General features: G+C 61.3%; 17 protein-coding genes. 8 read left to right on the forward strand and 9 right to left on the reverse strand.

Going from position 1 to position 15,608, the window contains the following annotated elements; all coding sequences use genetic code 11:
• Positions 1-2 precede the first annotated feature (2 nt).
• The gene (locus H7C19_RS29565) at positions 3-236 is read left to right on the forward strand and encodes a hypothetical protein (RefSeq protein WP_185672693.1); all 234 of its coding nucleotides are present in this window, start codon (positions 3-5) and stop codon (positions 234-236) included.
• 111 nt (positions 237-347) lie between these two features.
• Here H7C19_RS29565 and H7C19_RS29570 read toward each other — a convergent pair whose 3' ends face one another.
• Positions 348-1,151, reverse strand: a complete 804-nt coding sequence (locus H7C19_RS29570; protein WP_185672694.1) for a Cof-type HAD-IIB family hydrolase — start codon at positions 1,149-1,151, stop codon at positions 348-350.
• A gap of 222 nt (positions 1,152-1,373) precedes the next feature.
• Between H7C19_RS29570 and H7C19_RS29575 the strand changes: the two genes are divergently transcribed.
• From H7C19_RS29575 to mgrA, 5 genes are all read left to right on the forward strand, one after another.
• Complete coding sequence (locus tag H7C19_RS29575; protein WP_185672695.1) at positions 1,374-1,973, forward strand: nitroreductase family protein; 600 nt, start codon at positions 1,374-1,376, stop codon at positions 1,971-1,973.
• A 221-nt stretch (positions 1,974-2,194) separates the two neighbouring features.
• Positions 2,195-3,250, forward strand: coding sequence for a hypothetical protein (locus tag H7C19_RS29580; RefSeq protein ID WP_185672696.1), 1,056 nt, complete (start codon positions 2,195-2,197; stop codon positions 3,248-3,250).
• Positions 3,251-3,365: 115 nt separating this feature from the next.
• Positions 3,366-4,712, forward strand: coding sequence for a GH1 family beta-glucosidase (locus H7C19_RS29585; protein WP_185672697.1), 1,347 nt, complete (start codon positions 3,366-3,368; stop codon positions 4,710-4,712).
• A 187-nt stretch (positions 4,713-4,899) separates the two neighbouring features.
• Positions 4,900-6,657: a B12-binding domain-containing radical SAM protein gene (locus tag H7C19_RS29590; RefSeq protein ID WP_185672698.1), complete on the forward strand. Its 1,758-nt coding sequence runs from the start codon at positions 4,900-4,902 to the stop codon at positions 6,655-6,657.
• 149 nt (positions 6,658-6,806) lie between these two features.
• Positions 6,807-7,799, forward strand: coding sequence for an L-glyceraldehyde 3-phosphate reductase (mgrA, locus tag H7C19_RS29595; RefSeq protein WP_185672699.1), 993 nt, complete (start codon positions 6,807-6,809; stop codon positions 7,797-7,799).
• 198 nt (positions 7,800-7,997) lie between these two features.
• On the opposite strand, the gene H7C19_RS29600 is transcribed toward mgrA, so the two are convergent.
• Positions 7,998-8,594, reverse strand: a complete 597-nt coding sequence (locus H7C19_RS29600; protein ID WP_185672700.1) for a TetR/AcrR family transcriptional regulator — start codon at positions 8,592-8,594, stop codon at positions 7,998-8,000.
• Positions 8,595-8,739: 145 nt separating this feature from the next.
• Between H7C19_RS29600 and H7C19_RS29605 the strand changes: the two genes are divergently transcribed.
• Positions 8,740-10,218 (forward strand): DHA2 family efflux MFS transporter permease subunit, encoded by a 1,479-nt coding sequence (locus H7C19_RS29605; RefSeq protein ID WP_185672701.1) that lies wholly within the window; start codon positions 8,740-8,742, stop codon positions 10,216-10,218.
• A gap of 122 nt (positions 10,219-10,340) precedes the next feature.
• On the opposite strand, the gene H7C19_RS29610 is transcribed toward H7C19_RS29605, so the two are convergent.
• The 7 genes from H7C19_RS29610 to mnmL all read right to left on the reverse strand — a co-directional run bounded on the left by H7C19_RS29610 (position 10,341) and on the right by mnmL (position 14,880).
• Complete coding sequence (locus tag H7C19_RS29610; RefSeq protein WP_185672714.1) at positions 10,341-10,661, reverse strand: winged helix-turn-helix transcriptional regulator; 321 nt, start codon at positions 10,659-10,661, stop codon at positions 10,341-10,343.
• A gap of 98 nt (positions 10,662-10,759) precedes the next feature.
• Positions 10,760-11,293 carry a MogA/MoaB family molybdenum cofactor biosynthesis protein gene (locus H7C19_RS29615; RefSeq protein ID WP_185672702.1) on the reverse strand — a complete coding sequence of 178 codons (534 nt, stop codon included), beginning with the start codon at positions 11,291-11,293 and terminating at the stop codon, positions 10,760-10,762.
• Positions 11,294-11,354: 61 nt separating this feature from the next.
• Positions 11,355-11,819, reverse strand: a complete 465-nt coding sequence (locus tag H7C19_RS29620; protein WP_185672703.1) for a DUF5367 family protein — start codon at positions 11,817-11,819, stop codon at positions 11,355-11,357.
• Between the two features lie 77 nt (positions 11,820-11,896).
• Positions 11,897-12,871 carry a type I phosphomannose isomerase catalytic subunit gene (locus tag H7C19_RS29625; RefSeq protein WP_185672704.1) on the reverse strand — a complete coding sequence of 325 codons (975 nt, stop codon included), beginning with the start codon at positions 12,869-12,871 and terminating at the stop codon, positions 11,897-11,899.
• Positions 12,868-13,272, reverse strand: a complete 405-nt coding sequence (locus H7C19_RS29630) for a VOC family protein (RefSeq protein ID WP_185672705.1) — start codon at positions 13,270-13,272, stop codon at positions 12,868-12,870. The genes H7C19_RS29625 and H7C19_RS29630 overlap by 4 nt, the downstream gene beginning before the upstream one ends.
• A 12-nt stretch (positions 13,273-13,284) precedes the next feature.
• Positions 13,285-13,911, reverse strand: a complete 627-nt coding sequence (mnmM, locus tag H7C19_RS29635; RefSeq protein WP_185672706.1) for a tRNA 5-(aminomethyl)-2-thiouridylate-methyltransferase MnmM — start codon at positions 13,909-13,911, stop codon at positions 13,285-13,287.
• 3 nt (positions 13,912-13,914) lie between these two features.
• A complete protein-coding gene (mnmL, locus tag H7C19_RS29640) occupies positions 13,915-14,880 on the reverse strand; it encodes a tRNA modification radical SAM protein MnmL/YtqA (RefSeq protein WP_185672707.1) in 966 nt (321 codons plus the stop codon).
• Positions 14,881-15,214: 334 nt separating this feature from the next.
• On the opposite strand from mnmL, the gene H7C19_RS29645 reads away from it, so the two are divergent.
• Positions 15,215-15,400, forward strand: coding sequence for a hypothetical protein (locus H7C19_RS29645; protein WP_185672708.1), 186 nt, complete (start codon positions 15,215-15,217; stop codon positions 15,398-15,400).
• Positions 15,401-15,608: the final 208 nt, after the last annotated feature.

A 15,608-nucleotide genomic window follows, 5' to 3' on the forward strand; every position in this document is an offset into this window, starting at 1 on the left:
AGGTGGAAGAATGGCTTAGGCAAGTCGTGGACAAACTCAATGACATCGGCCGAGAGATTCGCGATTTCAAGTCGGAGACGCATGCGAAACTTGACCGGATCGAAAGCAAAATGGATGCCGTTTACGAGCAAGTCGCGTCTAACACCGAGTTTCAATCCCAGTATAACGAAATATCCACAACGATAGAGGAACATACGACAGACCTACGCATCCTCAAGAAACTGGTTGCCAAGTAATATTTAAGGCCAAATGAGAACAGGTTCCTCGACCTCGATGCGATGACGTCCGAGGCCCGAAAAAGAAGAAGCGCCGCCCCATCGACGGGCGGCGCTTCTTCTATATACCCCTTAGACGTTCAGCACAAACTTCTCGATGACGTGCTTGACGCCGTCTTCATTGTTGCTCAGCGTCACGAAGTCCGCGATCTCGCGCAGCGCCGGAACCGCGTTGGCCATCGCTACGCCCAAGCCGGCGGCTTCGATCATCTCTCGGTCGTTCCAAGCATCGCCGATGGCGATCGTCTCTTCGAGCGGGAAGCCGAAGTGCCCGGCCAGGAAGCGGAGCGCGTGTCCCTTGGTTCCTTCCCGGTGCATGAACTCCAGATAGTTCGGTTTGGACTTGGTGATGTGGACGCCTTCTCCCAGCAAGGCATGCAGCTCCGGCGCGATCTCGTCGAGCTTGGCCGGCTCGTCGATGATGATCAGCTTCGTATGGTTGCCAGAGGGCAGCCGATCCAGCTCCGGCTCTACGATATAGGGAATGTTCGACTGCTTGGCATAAGCGGCCAGCTTGTCGCCGTTGTCGAAGCTGTAGAGCCGGTCGTCGATGTACGTTTGCAGATGCAAGCCGCGCGTCCGGGTGTAGGCGTACAGCTTCCGGACGGCTTCCGGCGGAACCGAACGCTCGTAGAGCACTTGCTCGTCCAGCAGGTTGCGGATCAGCGAGCCTTGATAGGTGATGATCGGGACATTGAGGCTGATCTGGCGGGCCGTCTGCTGCGCCGAAGCGAACATGCGTCCCGTCGCGATCGTGATATGCACGCCCTGCGCGATCGCCGCTTCCAGCGCCCGACGGGTGCCCTCCGTCACGACGAGCTCGTCGTTCAGCAGCGTGTCGTCCATATCGATGGCAATCAAGCGGTATTTCGTCATAGGTTCTCTCTACTCCCTCACTCCGCCGGTTTACGGGTTTATTCCCCGATTTTAACGCATAGCGCATCCTGTCGACAACAGGAGGGGACCTTATCCGCAGGAGAGGCGGGTCTCCCGCCGGAAACTGCGAGAAATTCAATCACAATAGTTTACTTTATAAAATATAGTATGTTACAATACCATAGAAAACATAAATATATACGTACCCTGGAGGGAAATCGAATGTCGAAAGAGTTTCTGACCGCCGTTGAAGATCGTCGCACCGTCTATGCGCTTGGCAAGAAAGCCGTCGTCTCCGATGCGCGCATCTCGGAGATTGTGGAGTTCGCCGTCAAGCATTCCCCTTCTTCGTTCAACTCCCAAAGCGCGCGCGTCGTCGTGCTGCTGGACGAACAACACGATAAATTCTGGGATCTAACTAAAAGCACGCTGAAGGCGATGGTCTCCGAAGAGCAATGGGTCTCCACCGAACAACGCCTGGACGGCTTCAAAGCCGGCTACGGCTCCGTGCTCTTCTTCGAAGACGCATCGGTCGTCGAAGGCCTTCAGAATGCCTTCCCTTCCTATAAAGACAACTTCCCGATCTGGTCCGGCCATTCTTCGGGCATGCTCCAATTCGTGGTCTGGACGGCGCTCGAAGCCGAGGGCTTCGGCGCATCGCTGCAGCACTACAACCCGCTGGTGGACGGCTTCGTCCAGAAGGAATGGAACGTCCCGGCCAACTGGAAGCTGCAAGCGCAGCTGGTGTTCGGCGAGCCGGTAGCGGCTGCGGGCGCGAAGGAATTCCAACCGGTGTCCGACCGGGTCAAAGTATACAACTAAGTTCGTCCGCATCCACGGGGGAGCGACGCCTGCCGGCAGCATGAAGCCGGCGGCGCCGCTCTTTTTGGTTTGGCGCCGCGCCCATCCCCTTCCCGATATCGGTCATCCCGCAACCTTCCAAGCTTTGGAATCGTCTTTGTATGCAAAGAGGGATATCGCGACGATTCGCCCGGGCGACGTTACCGGGGACGGACGCAGCGATCAAAGAGGGAGGAATACCGATGACTTCTCATTCGAATTCCAAGAAACGCAAAGCGATCGCGGGCATGGCCGCCATGCTGGCCTTGTCCGCCGTATTGGCCGGATGCGGCAAGTCCGGGTCCGGCGGGGAAGCGGGGGCATCGCCTTCGGATTCGGTCCCCGCCGCGACGGCGCCGGCCAGTCCGTCGGGATCGGCTTCGCAGACGCCGAACGAAGATCAAGACGCGGCCCTGATCAAGGCATTCCGGGACAAGGCCAAGGGCGATACCGGCGCGGACGCCTTGAACAAGGAATTGGACGCCGCGCTCGCGGCGGCTCGGCAGCCGGAGACGGGCGATGCTCTGCTGCGGGAGATGTTCGCCTTCTATGAGCGAGACCTGCCGAACGCCGAGAAGAAGTTCGAGGCCGAGAACGTGCAGAAAGGTCTAATGAAGGCGAAATGGCCGATCACCGCGGACAACGCGGCCGAGATCAAGGACGAGACTGCCAAGGCCTTGGTCGACAAGTCGCTGGCGGGCGGCTACAAGCTCGAACAGGCGGAAGGCTTTATTTTCCCCGTGGTGGACTACGGGAAGCTGAAGCGGGCCGACGCGAAGGTCACGCCGGAGATGAAGGACTTCGTGGCGCTCTACGCCATGGAATCCGACAACAAGACGGCCGCCGACGCGGGCCTCGTCATCGAATGGACGGAGCTGGCTTCGCGGACGATCGCTGCGGAGAACTACATCAAGACGTATCCGACGTCGGCTCTGCGCGAAAAGGCGGAGCAGCGCTATATGATGTATCTGAACGATCTGCTCATCGGGCTGAACAACACGCCGATCTTCGACTTCGATACGCTGAAGCTGGATCCGAAGGTGAAGGAAGTGTACACGAAGACGATCCAGGCGAATCCGGATACCGTCACGGCAAAGATGACGCAGCAACTGCTCGACATCCTCGCGAAGACGAACGGCACCGTATTCAAGAAAGGCAAGGACGGGGCGCAGATCGATATTCCGGAGGTCAAGGCGTTCCGCGACGGGCTGGAGAAAAACGCGCTGGACGCGATGGATCAAGCCAATCCGGATAAGTAAAGGCCAATATCGCACACAATAATCCGCGCCGACGCCATGATTTATCGTTTAAAATAGACATGGAAAACGTTTTACATGACACGCGCGAGATGATTCGGGTGCGGAGGGATTCTCTTTGGCCAACATTCAATTTCCGCAAGACTTCGTATGGGGGACGGCGACCGCCTCTTATCAGATCGAAGGCGCCTATCAGGAGGACGGACGAGGACTGTCCATCTGGGACACGTTCTCGCATACGCCCGGCAACGTATTCAACGGGGACACGGGAGACGTCGCATGCGACAGCTACCATCGCTATGAGGAAGACATCGCGCTGCTCAAGCGGCTCGGCGTCAAAGCTTACCGCTTCTCGATCGCTTGGCCGCGCATCTACCCGCAAGGGACGGGCGAGCTGAACGAGAAAGGGCTCGACTACTACCGCCGCGTCGTCGACGCGCTGCTGGCCGCCGGCATCGAGCCTTGCGTGACGCTGTATCACTGGGATCTCCCGCAAGCGCTGCAGGACAAGGGCGGCTGGGCGAACCGCGATGCGATCGCGGCCTTCACGAACTACGCCGAGACGGTCTTCAAGGCGTTCGACGGCAAGATCAAGCAATGGATCACGTTCAACGAGACGTGGTGCGTCTCGTTCCTCTCGAACTACATCGGCGCCCACGCGCCCGGCAACCGGGATCTGCAGCTCGCCGTGACCATCGCGCACAACTGCATGGTCGCCCATGGCGAAGCCGTGAAGAAGTTCAGGGCGCTGGGCATCCAGGGCGAGATCGGCACGACGCACAACCTGTACTGGTTCGAGCCCTACACCACGAAGCCGGAAGACGTGGCGGCGGCGCGCCGCAACCGCGCCTACAACAACGAATGGTTCATGGAACCGACGTTCAAGGGCACGTATCCGCCGTTCATGGTCGACTGGTTCCGCGCCAAAGGCGCGGAGGTGCCGATCGAGCCGGGCGACATGGAGACGATCGCGCAGCCGATCGACTTCATCGGGGTCAACTTCTACAGCGGCGGCTTCGGCCGTTATAAGAAGGACGAGGGTCTGTTCGACTGCGAGGAAGTGCAGGTCGGCTTCGACAAGACGTTCATGGACTGGAACGTCTATCCGGACGGACTGTACAAGGTGCTCTCCTGGGTCAAAGAGGAATACGGCGACGTGCCGATCTACATCACGGAGAACGGCGCCTGCTACGACGACGAGCTGACGGCCGACAACCGGGTGCACGACGCGCGGCGCGCCGACTACTACAAGAAGCACTTCATCCAATGCCATCGCTTGATCGAGTCCGGCGTGCCGCTCAAAGGCTACTTCGCCTGGTCGCTGCTCGACAACTTCGAATGGGCGGAAGGCTACCGCAAGCGGTTCGGGATCGTCTACACGAACTACGAGACGCTAGAGCGCCATCCGAAGGACAGCTACTATTTCATCCAGCAAGTCATCAAGGACAACGGCTTCGAGGCGTAATGCCCCGAAGGCCGGCAAGTCTCGGCGCCTCCCGCCCGCGAAAGGGAAGGCGCCTTTTTGATAAGGTCGCCTTCTCGTTCGCGGGCGGCGTTCGACGTTCGTATTCCCCTCGGCTTGGGCGCTGTCATCCACTGCCCGTATCCGTTACAATAGAGGAGACGACTGAACGCAAGAGAGGGAACCCGATATGAACGTCGTACTCGCGACGCTGAACGCCAAATACATTCATACGTCGCTCGCCCTTCGCTGCCTGAAAGCCTACTGCGAAGGAGAGTTCGACGCGGATATCGCCGAATATACGATCAAGGATCCGCCGATGACGATCGCTGCGGACCTGTTCCGGCGGAAGCCCGACGTCATCGGCTTCTCCTGCTACATCTGGAACATCGAGGAGACCATCGTCGTCATCGATATGCTCCGCAAGGTACTGCCAGACGTGACGATCGTCCTCGGCGGCCCCGAAGTGTCCTACGACACGGAGCAGTGGATGGAGCGGCTGACGGCGGTCGACTTCATCGTGATGGGCGAAGGAGAGGAGACGTTCCGCGACCTGCTGCGGGAGCTGTCCGGGGCGCGCAAGTTCCACTTCGTCTTCGGGCTCGCGTACCGCAAGGACGGCCGGGCGATCGTCAATCCGGGCCGTCCGAAGCTCGACCTCGGCGCGCTGCCGTCGCCGTACCGCTTCGCCGAAGACGTCCCGTCGCTCGCGAACCGCGTCGTCTACTTCGAGACGAGCAGAGGCTGCCCGTTCAGCTGCCAGTTCTGCCTGTCGAGCATCGAGGTCGGCGTCCGCTACTTCGATATGGACCGCGTAAAGGCCGACATCAATTATCTGATCGACAGCGGGGCGAAGCTGATCAAGTTCGTCGACCGGACCTTCAATATCAAGCGCGATTACGCGCTCGAGATGTTCCGCTTCCTGATCGACAACCACCGCGGGTGCGTCTTCCAGTTCGAGATCACCGCCGACATCATGCGCCCCGAGGTGCTTGACTTCCTGGCGGAGCATGCGCCGCCGGGCGTCTTCCGTTTCGAGATCGGCGTGCAATCGACGAACGACGTGACGAATCTGGCCGTCCAGCGCCGGCAGAACTGGAGCAAGCTCGTGCGCACGGTGACCAAGGTGAAGGAGAGCGGCAAGATCGACCAGCATCTCGACTTGATCGCCGGTCTGCCCCACGAGGATTACGACACGTTCCGCAAGACGTTCAACGACGTGTTCGCGCTGCGCCCCGAGGAGCTGCAGCTCGGTTTCCTGAAGATGCTGCGGGGAACGGGGCTGCGACTGGACGCGGACAAGTTCGGCTACGTCTACATGGACAGGGCGCCGTACGAGATGCTGGGCAACGACTTGATGCCCTTCGCCGACATCGTGCGCATCAAACGCGTCGAGGACGTGCTCGAGAAGTACTGGAACGCGCACCGGATGGACCGGACGATCGAATACTTGGTGGACAAGGCTTATCCGTCGCCGTTCGACTTCTTCCAGCGGTTCGGCGACTACTGGGAGGAGCGGGGCTGGCAGCGCATCGGGCATCAGCTCGAAGATCTGTTCGCGCGGCTCTGGTCGTTCCTCCGGGACGACGCCAACCCGAGACTCGATCCGGACGTGACGCTCGGCCTCCTGAAGATCGACTACTTCCTGCAGCACAAGTACAAGCCCCGGAAGATCTGGTGGGAAGAGCGGCTGGACAAGGACACCTGGGTGGCCGAGATGAAGTCGGCCGCCGGACGGCTCGGCCTGGACGAGCGCGAGCTCGTCAAAAAAGCGGCGGTGGAGCGGCTGCCGTTCGACTACGGCGTCTGGGTGGAGGAGGGCCGCGTCGACCGCGCCCGCGGGACGACGATCGTCGTGACGTACGCGGGCGAAGGCGCGCCTGCGCAGCTCCTCGCCCTGCCGCAGCCGGACGGGCTGGCGGCAGGCGCGCGCATCACGAAGGGTTGAATCGCCGAGCGGCGGCATAGCGGATCGCTGAATGACGCATATGCGAATCGCCGAACCGCCGAATCGACGTATAGCCGAACCAACGCATCACCGAATTCAGCTTAACCGAATCATCGTATTTATCCCATTTCGAAGGAGTTATGGATTCCATGACCTACTTGGCGAACGACCAGCGTTACGGCACCATGAAGTACAATCGTACCGGCCGCAGCGGGCTGAAGCTGCCCGCGATCTCGCTCGGCCTCTGGCACAACTTCGGCAGTATCGACCCTTACGAGAACGGCCGCGCCATCGCGCGCCGCGCCTTCGATCTCGGCATTACGCACTTCGATCTCGCGAACAACTACGGCCCGACGCCGGGCTCCGCGGAGGAGAACTTCGGGCGCCTGCTCGCCGGCGACTTCAAGCCGTACCGCGACGAGCTCGTCATCTCGACCAAAGCCGGCTATTACATGTGGGAAGGGCCTTACGGCGAGTGGGGCTCCCGCAAATATCTCGTGTCGAGCCTCGACCAGAGCCTGAAGCGCATGGGCCTCGACTACGTGGACATCTTCTATCATCACCGTCCCGATCCGGATACGCCGCTCGAAGAGACGATGATGGCGCTCGATCATATCGTCCGCTCCGGCAAGGCGCTGTACGTCGGCATCTCCAACTATCGCGCGGAGCAAGCGGCGGAGGCGATCCGGATCCTGAAGGAGCTGGGCACGCCGCTCCTGATCCATCAGCCGCGCTACAGCATGTTCGACCGTTGGGTCGAGGACGCGCTGCTGGACGTGCTCGAAGAGAACGGCGTCGGCTCGATCGCCTTCTCCCCGCTGGAGCAAGGCTTGCTGACCAACAAATATTTGGGCGGCATCCCGCAGGACTCCCGCGCGGCGGGCGCTTCGGTCTTCTTGAACGAAGGCAGCATCACGCCCGAGCGGATCGCGAAGGTCCGCAAGCTGAACGACCTCGCCCAAGAACGCGGCCAGTCGCTGGCCCAGATGGCGCTGGCATGGGTACTGCGCGGCGGACGCGTGACGTCGGTGCTGATCGGCGCGAGCAAGGTGAGCCAGATCGACGACAACGTCGCTACGGTGAACAACCTCGACTTCTCGGAAGCGGAACTGAAGCGGATCGAGGAGATTCTGCGGGGCTAATCCGATGGTGTGCGACCGCCGCCATCGTGCTGCGTCCTGACGCACGGCGCCTTCGGCGCCATAACGCGCCGCCGGGAGAGGCGCGCGAAAGGCCGACTTTGAGGTCGCAAACCCTAAAAAAGCTTCCCTTCCCGCTCGAAATGGCGGGCGGGGAAGCTCTTTGATGTCTGGAGCGGGGATTCGCTGCCGCTCCGAGGACTATTCCTCGCAGCGGCAGTCCGCGGCTTGCCCGGGAAAGAAAATCTCCGGGTGAATCAACCGGGCCAAGTATTCGTCCATCTGCTCGGCGGATACCGGCATATCGTTCAAGAGCCACCAGGAGCCGAGACCGGCGACCGCGCCGGTGTAGAACTCCGCGATGACTTCGATCGGGACGGCAAAAGGCCGACCCTCCTTTTGCAGCTCCAGCAGGTCGGTTTTCAGGAGCTCGGCCCCTTGGCGGTGCATGACGTCCTTCAGGGCGGGATTGTCGTTCACGGCCTGCAGCAGGCTGCGGAACTGCTTGAGATGACCTAGCTTCTGGAACATCTGTATCGGGCGCCGGATCCGGTCCTCATAGCTCTCCTCGGCGTATCGAAGACTGATCTCCTGCAAGCCATGGGACATCAGATGGATCTTGTCTTCGAAATGCTTGTAGAAGGTCGTCCGGTGAACCATCGCCCGCTCGCAGATCTCGTTCACCGTGATCGCATCGAACGGCCGGCTCTCCAACAGCGACATCAGCGATTCCCAGAGGAGCTTGCGCGTGCGCTTGACGCGAAGATCGGCCTTGGGCGCCGTTTCTTTCGTATACATATGAGCCTCCGGTGTAGATTAACCTACAGTAGGATACAATTTGATTCTTGACTTTTACGCCTATGGAGCGTGTATATTGTAAACTATACATTTGTTGAATTAACCATACAAGTGTAGACATATAGAGAGAAGGGTAGGAGAGAAAATGAATGCCGCAAGTTCAGGTTCAAACGCGTCGTCCGTCGATCTGAGCAAAATCAAACGGGGACCGATCGTATTCGCGCTCATCATCGGCGCCTTCGTCGCGATCTTGAACGAGACGCTGCTCGGGAACGCGCTGCCGGATCTCGTCAAAGCGTTCGAAGTTCCGTATTCCACGATTCAATGGCTGACGACGGCCTACATGCTCGTCATCGGCGTACTTGTCCCGATTACCGCCATGCTCCAGCAGTGGTTCACCACCAGACAGATGTTTCTAGCCGCGATGGGCTTATTCTTCGTCGGCACGGTCATCTCGGCGGCGGCGCCGGAATTCGGCGTCCTGCTCACCGGCCGGATCGTTCAAGCGATGGGCACGGGCCTTATGCTTCCAGTCATGATGAACACCATTCTGGTCATCTTCCCGCCGGAGAAGCGGGGGGGCGCCATGGGACTCATCGGCCTCGTCATTATGTTCGCGCCCGCCATCGGTCCGACCGTATCGGGTCTCATCATGGATTCCATGTCCTGGCGTTGGTTGTTTATCCTTGTCATCCCGCTCGCGGCGATCGCCATCATCGTCTCCGCGATCTATCTTCGCAACGTGACCGAACCGACGAAGCCGAAGGTGGATATCCTCTCCATCCTGCTCTCGACGATCGGCTTCGGCGGCATCGTGTACGGCTTCAGCAAATCCGGCGAACTCGGCTGGGGCGAGCTTGAAGTGTACGGCACGATCGCGGTGGGCGGCCTTGCGCTGCTGCTGTTCATCTGGCGCCAATTGTCCATTAAGGATCCGATCATGGATCTGCGCGCCTTCAAGTATCCGATGTTCACGCTCGTCGTCGTGCTGCTGTTCGTGCTGATGATGACGCTGTTCTCCACCATGACGCTCCTGCCGCTGTTCCTGCAGGGCGCGCTGCTCATGACGGCGTTCAAGTCGGGTCTCACGATGCTGCCGGGCGGCGTGGTCAACGGGATTATGGCGCCGATCTCGGGCAAGCTGTTCGACAAGTTCGGTCCGCGCGTCCTCGTCATTCCGGGTCTCGCGCTCGTCGTCGTTGCCTTGTTCCTGTTCACGCGGATCGAAGCGACCAGCACGGCAGGCTATGTCGTCTTCATCCACATCGTCCTGCTCATCGGCATCTCCATGGTGATGATGCCGGCGCAGACGACCGGCCTGAATCAGCTGCCGCGCCATCTGTATCCGCACGGCACGGCGATCCTGAACACGCTGCAGCAAGTATCCGGCGCGATCGGCACGGCGCTATTCATCAGCATCATGTCGTCGGGCACCAAAAACTATCTGAAGGACAATGCCGCGAATCCGGCCGAGCCGTCCCCGGCCGAGCAGGTGCAAGGCATGGTCGCCGGCCTGCATAACTCGTTCTGGATCGGCCTTGCGATCGCGGTCCTGGCACTGCTCATCGGCCTGTTCATCCGCCGGACCCGGGCGCCGGAAGAGCAAGCGAAGCAAGCCGCTTAACCGAACGTCTCTATCGCACCACAAAAAAGCATCGCCCCCTCGCCGGCAAAAGGCGGTTCGGGACGATGCTTTTTTTATGGCGGAAGGACGACGCGCCGAACGGATGATCCCGGCAGCCGCCGTCACTCCGCTTGCGGGTCCAACCGGATCCAAGCCGAGGACCACTTGGCCACTTCGCCGAAGATCGGGGCCAAGGCTTTGCCCTTGTCCGTCAGCGAATATTCGATCCGGACCGGCGTCTCCGGATAGACGTCGCGGGCGACGAGACCTTCCGCTTCGAGCTCCTTCAGCCGGTCCGCGAGCACCTTGCCGCTGAGATTCGCGACGTTCGCTTCGATCTCGCTGAATCGCCGGGGACCGCTCATCAAGCAGAACAGGATCAGGGAGATCCAGCGTTTGCCCAGCAGCTCCAGCGCCTTCTCGAAGCGGGGACAGATTTGCATTTGATCTTCGTTCAAGTTCGCTTGCAGTTGATCTTCGTTCAAGTTCAACGCTCTCCCCTCTCGCCCTATTATAACACCCGGTGAAAGGCGCGGGGGAGTCAGGGACGGCGCGCGTCCTTGTAGATCTCCCGCATCACGTGTCCCAGCTCGGGCACGACGAGGCGCGTCATGGCGAGCCGTACAGCCCCCGTAGAGCCGGGCATGGAGAACACCGCCGTCTCCCCGATCGTGCCGGCGACCGCGCGGGAGAGGATCGCGGCGGAACCGATGTCCTCCGTGAAGCTGAGCATGCGGAAGATCTCGCCGAACCCCGGCATCTCCTTCGTCAGCATGCTTTTCACCGCTTCGCAGGTCGTATCGCGTCCCGCGATGCCCGTCCCGCCGTTCAGCAGGACGGCTTCGACGGCCGGGTCGGCCGCCGCGTCCTGCAGCAGCCGCCGGATGAGGTCGTACTCGTCCGGGACGATCTTGGTGCCTATGACGGCGTAGCCGCCCCCCTCGAGCAGCTCGCGGGCGAGACGGCCGCTCTTGTCCGTCTCGGGCGTGCGCGTGTCCGAGACGGTGACGACGAGGCAGGCGACGGAGGACGGCGCCTCGCGCCGGTGCTGCTCCGCGGAGGGACTGTTCGGCATTCGTATCGCTCCTCGGTTGACGTAATCGATCGTTTCAGGCAGATTGACGCTGCGGCGCGAATCAGACGAGGGGTTCGACGGACTCGTCGTCCGCAGGCTCGCTCTCGGCGCGGACGGGCTCGCGCTTGGTCCGCACGAGACGGTCCACGACCGCCGGTACGAGCAGGCAGAAGGCGTAGGCGAGCGTCATCCAGATCGTGAACGCATGGTGCTGGCCTTCGTCGAAGCTGCGGAAGACGCTGTCCCGGTTCAAGAGGACGAACGTGTCGAGCGCAAGGCCGGTCAAGGCGCCGACGTAGCCGAACCGCGTAGCGGACCCGGGCGCCGGGAACAGCTTCAGTCTGACGATCAGGGCGACTCCAATTAGCACGAGGACGGTCAACGCCTCCAGGAGGAAGAGAGAGGCCCCGAATTGCGGTTCGCCGACGGCGACGAGCAGCCAATCGCCGAAGAGGACGAAGAATAACGTAGCGACCGCCCACATGGCGATCCCCAGACCGAACAGAATCAGCATTTGTCTCAGCATGCTTGAATCTCCCTTTCGCGTTCAAGCGAATGATTGGCCTTGCAGAGCCGCGCTCGGGCTCGGGGCGCGATGCCGCCTTACGGCAGGCGGCTGCGCAGGACGGTCATCGCGCCGTCCAGCGTGTATGCGCCGAGGGGGGCCGGCAGCAGGAAGCAGTCGCCCGCTTTGGCGTCGAGCTTGCCGTCCGCCCAGCCGATAGAGCCGCTGCCTTCGGCGACGATGAGCACGACGAAGCTGTCGGCCGGCGTCTCCTGCGGCCATACGCCTTGCACGACGCCTTTGTCGGTCACGAAGTAAGGGGATTCGGCGAGCGTCAGCCATTCGCCGGCCGGCGTGCCCGCCGTGGACATGCGGCTGGCGCCTGCGCCGGCATAGTCGGTCACGTTGAGCGAATCCTCGATGTGCAGCTCGCGCGGCTTGCCGTCCAGGCCCGGACGGTCGTAGTCGTAGAGCCGATAGGTCGTATCCGAGTTCTGCTGAATCTCGGCGACCAGCACGCCCGCGCAGAGCGCGTGAACCGTGCCGGCCGGTATGTAGAACGTGTCGCCCGCTTTGACGGACACTTCCTGCAGCGTATCCATGATGCGGCCTTCCTCGATCGCTTGGGCCATCGCCGTCCGGTCGACGCCCGGCTTCAGGCCGTAGATGATCTTGGCGTCCGGCTTCGCGTCCATGACGTACCACATTTCCGTCTTGCCCAGCTCGCCCTTCGGCAGTCCCGCGTAGTGGTCGTTCGGATGCACCTGCACAGACAGGTCGTCATTGCAGTCGAGCAGCTTGATGAGCAGCGGGAAGCGGCCGTTGCCGGATTGCGCCTTCGCGCCGAGCCAGGACGCGCCGAGCTCCTCCCGGATGCGGTCGAGGCCTTGGCCGGCCAGCTCGCCGTTCAGCACGTGCGAGACGCCGTTCGCATGGTCGGCAATCATCCAGCCTTCGCCGATAGGGCCGGCCGGCACGTCGTAGCCGAATTGCTCGAGGGCGCGACCGCCCCATACGCGTTCTTTGAATTCCGGTTTGAAGTGCAAGGGATAAGGTTTGACAGATGTGCTCATTGGGCAGATCCTCCTCGGGTGGTTTGGAAAAACTCAAGCGACTCTCCGTCCGGGCCTCGGAAGAAGAAGTAGCGGCTGCCGTTCGGCAGCGTCGTCAGCGTCTCGTCCAGGCCGGCGACGCTCAGCGAGCCGATCCGGGCGAACTCCGCCTCGATGTCGTCCACGTTGAAGGCGACATGATGCACGCGGCCTTCGGCCGAGAGGGCGCCCGTATAGCCTTCGATCAATTCGAGCTCGGTCTCGGACGCGCCCGGGAACGCCAGGAACGCGAGGCGGATGACGCCATTCGTATGGGTTATCGTCTCCAAGTGCTGCAAGCCGACCGCTTGCTCGTAAAACGCGACGGAGGCTTCGATGCTGCTTACCATAATGCCCACATGCTCGATTTTGCGTACGGTCAACGGTTTCAACTCCTAACCTTTTTTCTCAATGGCGTATAGAAAGGGGGCGGACGGCTTCTGCGGCATCCGGTAGAGCACCGCCTGCGCGGCGTCGGAAGGGAGCGCCGCCGCCCAGCGGTCAACGGCGGCCGCCTCTTCCGAACCGCCGGCATGGCCGGGATAGACGACGACGGTCAGCGCGCCGCCCGGCGCGAGGAGCGCGAGGGCGGCTTCGAGCGCGGGAAGCGTCGTATCCGGCCGGGTGATGATCGGGGCGGCGCCCACGTGCGCGCCTTCGGTGCCTTCCCCGCCCGGAAGGTAGCCGAGGTTGAACATGACGGCGCGGACTTGGCCGTGCGCGGCTTCGGGCACGCGGTCCGCCATCCGCTCGTGCCCGGCGAGGATCAGCGCGACGGGCGCGAGCGTCCGCCGCTCGGCGGGGACATCGGCAGCTTCAGCGGCGGCGAGCCTGTCCCGCGTGCGGTCGAGCGCCGCCTGCTGCACGTCGAAGGCGTACACGCGGCCGCGCGGTCCGACGGTCTGCGCGAGGAACAGCGCGTCGACGCCGCCGCCGGCCGTCGCGTCGATCGCGACGGCGCCGGGGGCCGCCCGTTCGGCGACCCACCGCTGCGCCATGGTCAGGACGGAGGGGAAGCCCATCGTTCAGCGCCCCTCCCACAATCTACCCTGCCACGTATTCCGGCGGACCAGCTCGGCATCGATGGCATTGAGCACTTCCCATTTCTTCAGGCTCCACATCGGGCCGATGAGCAGGTCGCGCGGAGCGTCGCCCGTCAGCCGGTGCACGATCATCTCCGGCGGCAGCATCTCGAGTGAATCGACGATAAGCTGGACGTATTCGTCCTGCTCCAGGAAGCGCAGCAGCCCTTCCTTCCATTGACGGACCATCGGCGTTTTGCGCATCAGGTGGAGCAGATGGATCTTGATGCCCTGAACGTCCATCTGCGAGACCTGCCGCACGGTCTCCATCATCATCTCATGCGTCTCGCCGGGGAGGCCGTGAATGATGTGCGTGCAGACGCGGATGCCGCGCTTGCGCAGGCGACGGACCGCGTCGACGTAGCAGGCGGTGTCGTGCGCGCGATTGATGAGATTCGAGGTGGATTCGTGCACCGTCTGCAGGCCCATCTCGAGCCAGAGGTAGGTGCGCTCGTTCAGCTCCGCCAGATAGTCCACCACGTCGTCCGGCAGGCAGTCGGGGCGCGTCGCGATCGACAAGCCGACGACGCCCGGCTGCTGCAGGATCACTTCATAATACTCGCGCAGCGTCGCCAGCGGCGCGTACGTGTTCGTATAGGCTTGGAAGTAGCCGATATACTTGGCGTCCGGCCACTTCAGGTGCTGGCGGTCCCGGATCTGGTTGAACTGCGTGACGAGGTCGTTCCGCCGGCTGCCGGCGAAGTCGCCGGAACCTCTCGCGCTGCAGAAGGTGCAGCCGCCCGCCGCGATCGTGTTATCCCGGTTCGGACAGGTGAAGCCGGCATCCAGCATGACCTTGAATACTTTCGTTCCGAATTGCTCCCGCATCTCGTAGTTCCAGGTATGGAACCGTTTGTCGTTCCACAATCGAGGCTGCGGGCTTGAGGAGGTGTTATCGGTTATCGGCATCGTGTGCAGGCCGCTCCTTGCTTGAATATTCATGCTTCCATTGTACCGGAAAAACGACGGCATGGCGAGAATGGCCGCCCGTCGGGCCCGCGTATTCATCCAAATGTTTTTGCGCCCGATGCGCAACCGATAAAGATGTTTTGTTGAAAACGGGCGATTTGTGAAGCGTTTTCATCTTGCTATACCTAACATAATGTGTTATATTAAAATTGCGCCACAATAAGAAACATAGCTGACATCGGACCATTTTTGTCGCAATGATTCATAGCCGCTCCGTCTCTGGGGAATTGATATACCCAAGCTATCCATTCGCGAGAAAGCGAGAGTGAGGATCATGAGTTCGATCGTACGCATTCCGCAAGGTGACGATACGATGAAGGTCGAGCTGACCGTCAAGGAGATGATGGCGCTCGCGGGCATCAAGTTCAACAACAACCACAGCGTGGAAGTGTCGGCGAAGAAGAAGCTGCACGAAGCGCTCGACGTGCATTACCAGCTCGAAGACAAGCCGCTGAATTGACGGTTTGACCGATGGCCATCCGACCGCCGCTTCCCGAATGCCGGGGAGCGCGGTCTTTTCTTATGAAAATGGGTCTTGGCCTTTATCGCTTTCAGGGCTTATACACCTAATAATCGTAGGGAATATTCGTCTTCGGTTGGGCAAAGGTCGCCCGGACTTCATGGGCTGGGACCTGTCCGGTGGTGCATGTCGGTGGTGCATGTCGGTG

Source organism: Cohnella nanjingensis, assembly GCF_014212125.1.
GTDB lineage: Bacteria > Bacillota > Bacilli > Paenibacillales > Paenibacillaceae > Cohnella > Cohnella nanjingensis.

Bases quoted from the DNA above. Each gene is read 5' to 3' on its own strand.
- H7C19_RS29575 (WP_185672695.1), top strand. From the start codon at position 1,374: ATGTCGAAAGAGTTTCTGACCGCCGTTGAAGATCGTCGCACCGTCTAT.
- mnmM (WP_185672706.1), bottom strand. From the start codon at position 13,911: ATGGGCTTCCCCTCCGTCCTGACCATGGCGCAGCGGTGGGTCGCCGAA.
- H7C19_RS29600 (WP_185672700.1), bottom strand. From the start codon at position 8,594: ATGTATACGAAAGAAACGGCGCCCAAGGCCGATCTTCGCGTCAAGCGC.
- H7C19_RS29570 (WP_185672694.1), bottom strand. From the start codon at position 1,151: ATGACGAAATACCGCTTGATTGCCATCGATATGGACGACACGCTGCTG.
- H7C19_RS29615 (WP_185672702.1), bottom strand. From the start codon at position 11,293: ATGCCGAACAGTCCCTCCGCGGAGCAGCACCGGCGCGAGGCGCCGTCC.
- mgrA (WP_185672699.1), top strand. From the start codon at position 6,807: ATGACCTACTTGGCGAACGACCAGCGTTACGGCACCATGAAGTACAAT.
- H7C19_RS29620 (WP_185672703.1), bottom strand. From the start codon at position 11,819: ATGCTGAGACAAATGCTGATTCTGTTCGGTCTGGGGATCGCCATGTGG.
- H7C19_RS29605 (WP_185672701.1), top strand. From the start codon at position 8,740: ATGAATGCCGCAAGTTCAGGTTCAAACGCGTCGTCCGTCGATCTGAGC.
- H7C19_RS29590 (WP_185672698.1), top strand. From the start codon at position 4,900: ATGAACGTCGTACTCGCGACGCTGAACGCCAAATACATTCATACGTCG.
- H7C19_RS29625 (WP_185672704.1), bottom strand. From the start codon at position 12,871: ATGAGCACATCTGTCAAACCTTATCCCTTGCACTTCAAACCGGAATTC.
- H7C19_RS29645 (WP_185672708.1), top strand. From the start codon at position 15,215: ATGAGTTCGATCGTACGCATTCCGCAAGGTGACGATACGATGAAGGTC.
- H7C19_RS29610 (WP_185672714.1), bottom strand. From the start codon at position 10,661: ATGCAAATCTGTCCCCGCTTCGAGAAGGCGCTGGAGCTGCTGGGCAAA.
- mnmL (WP_185672707.1), bottom strand. From the start codon at position 14,880: ATGCCGATAACCGATAACACCTCCTCAAGCCCGCAGCCTCGATTGTGG.
- H7C19_RS29580 (WP_185672696.1), top strand. From the start codon at position 2,195: ATGACTTCTCATTCGAATTCCAAGAAACGCAAAGCGATCGCGGGCATG.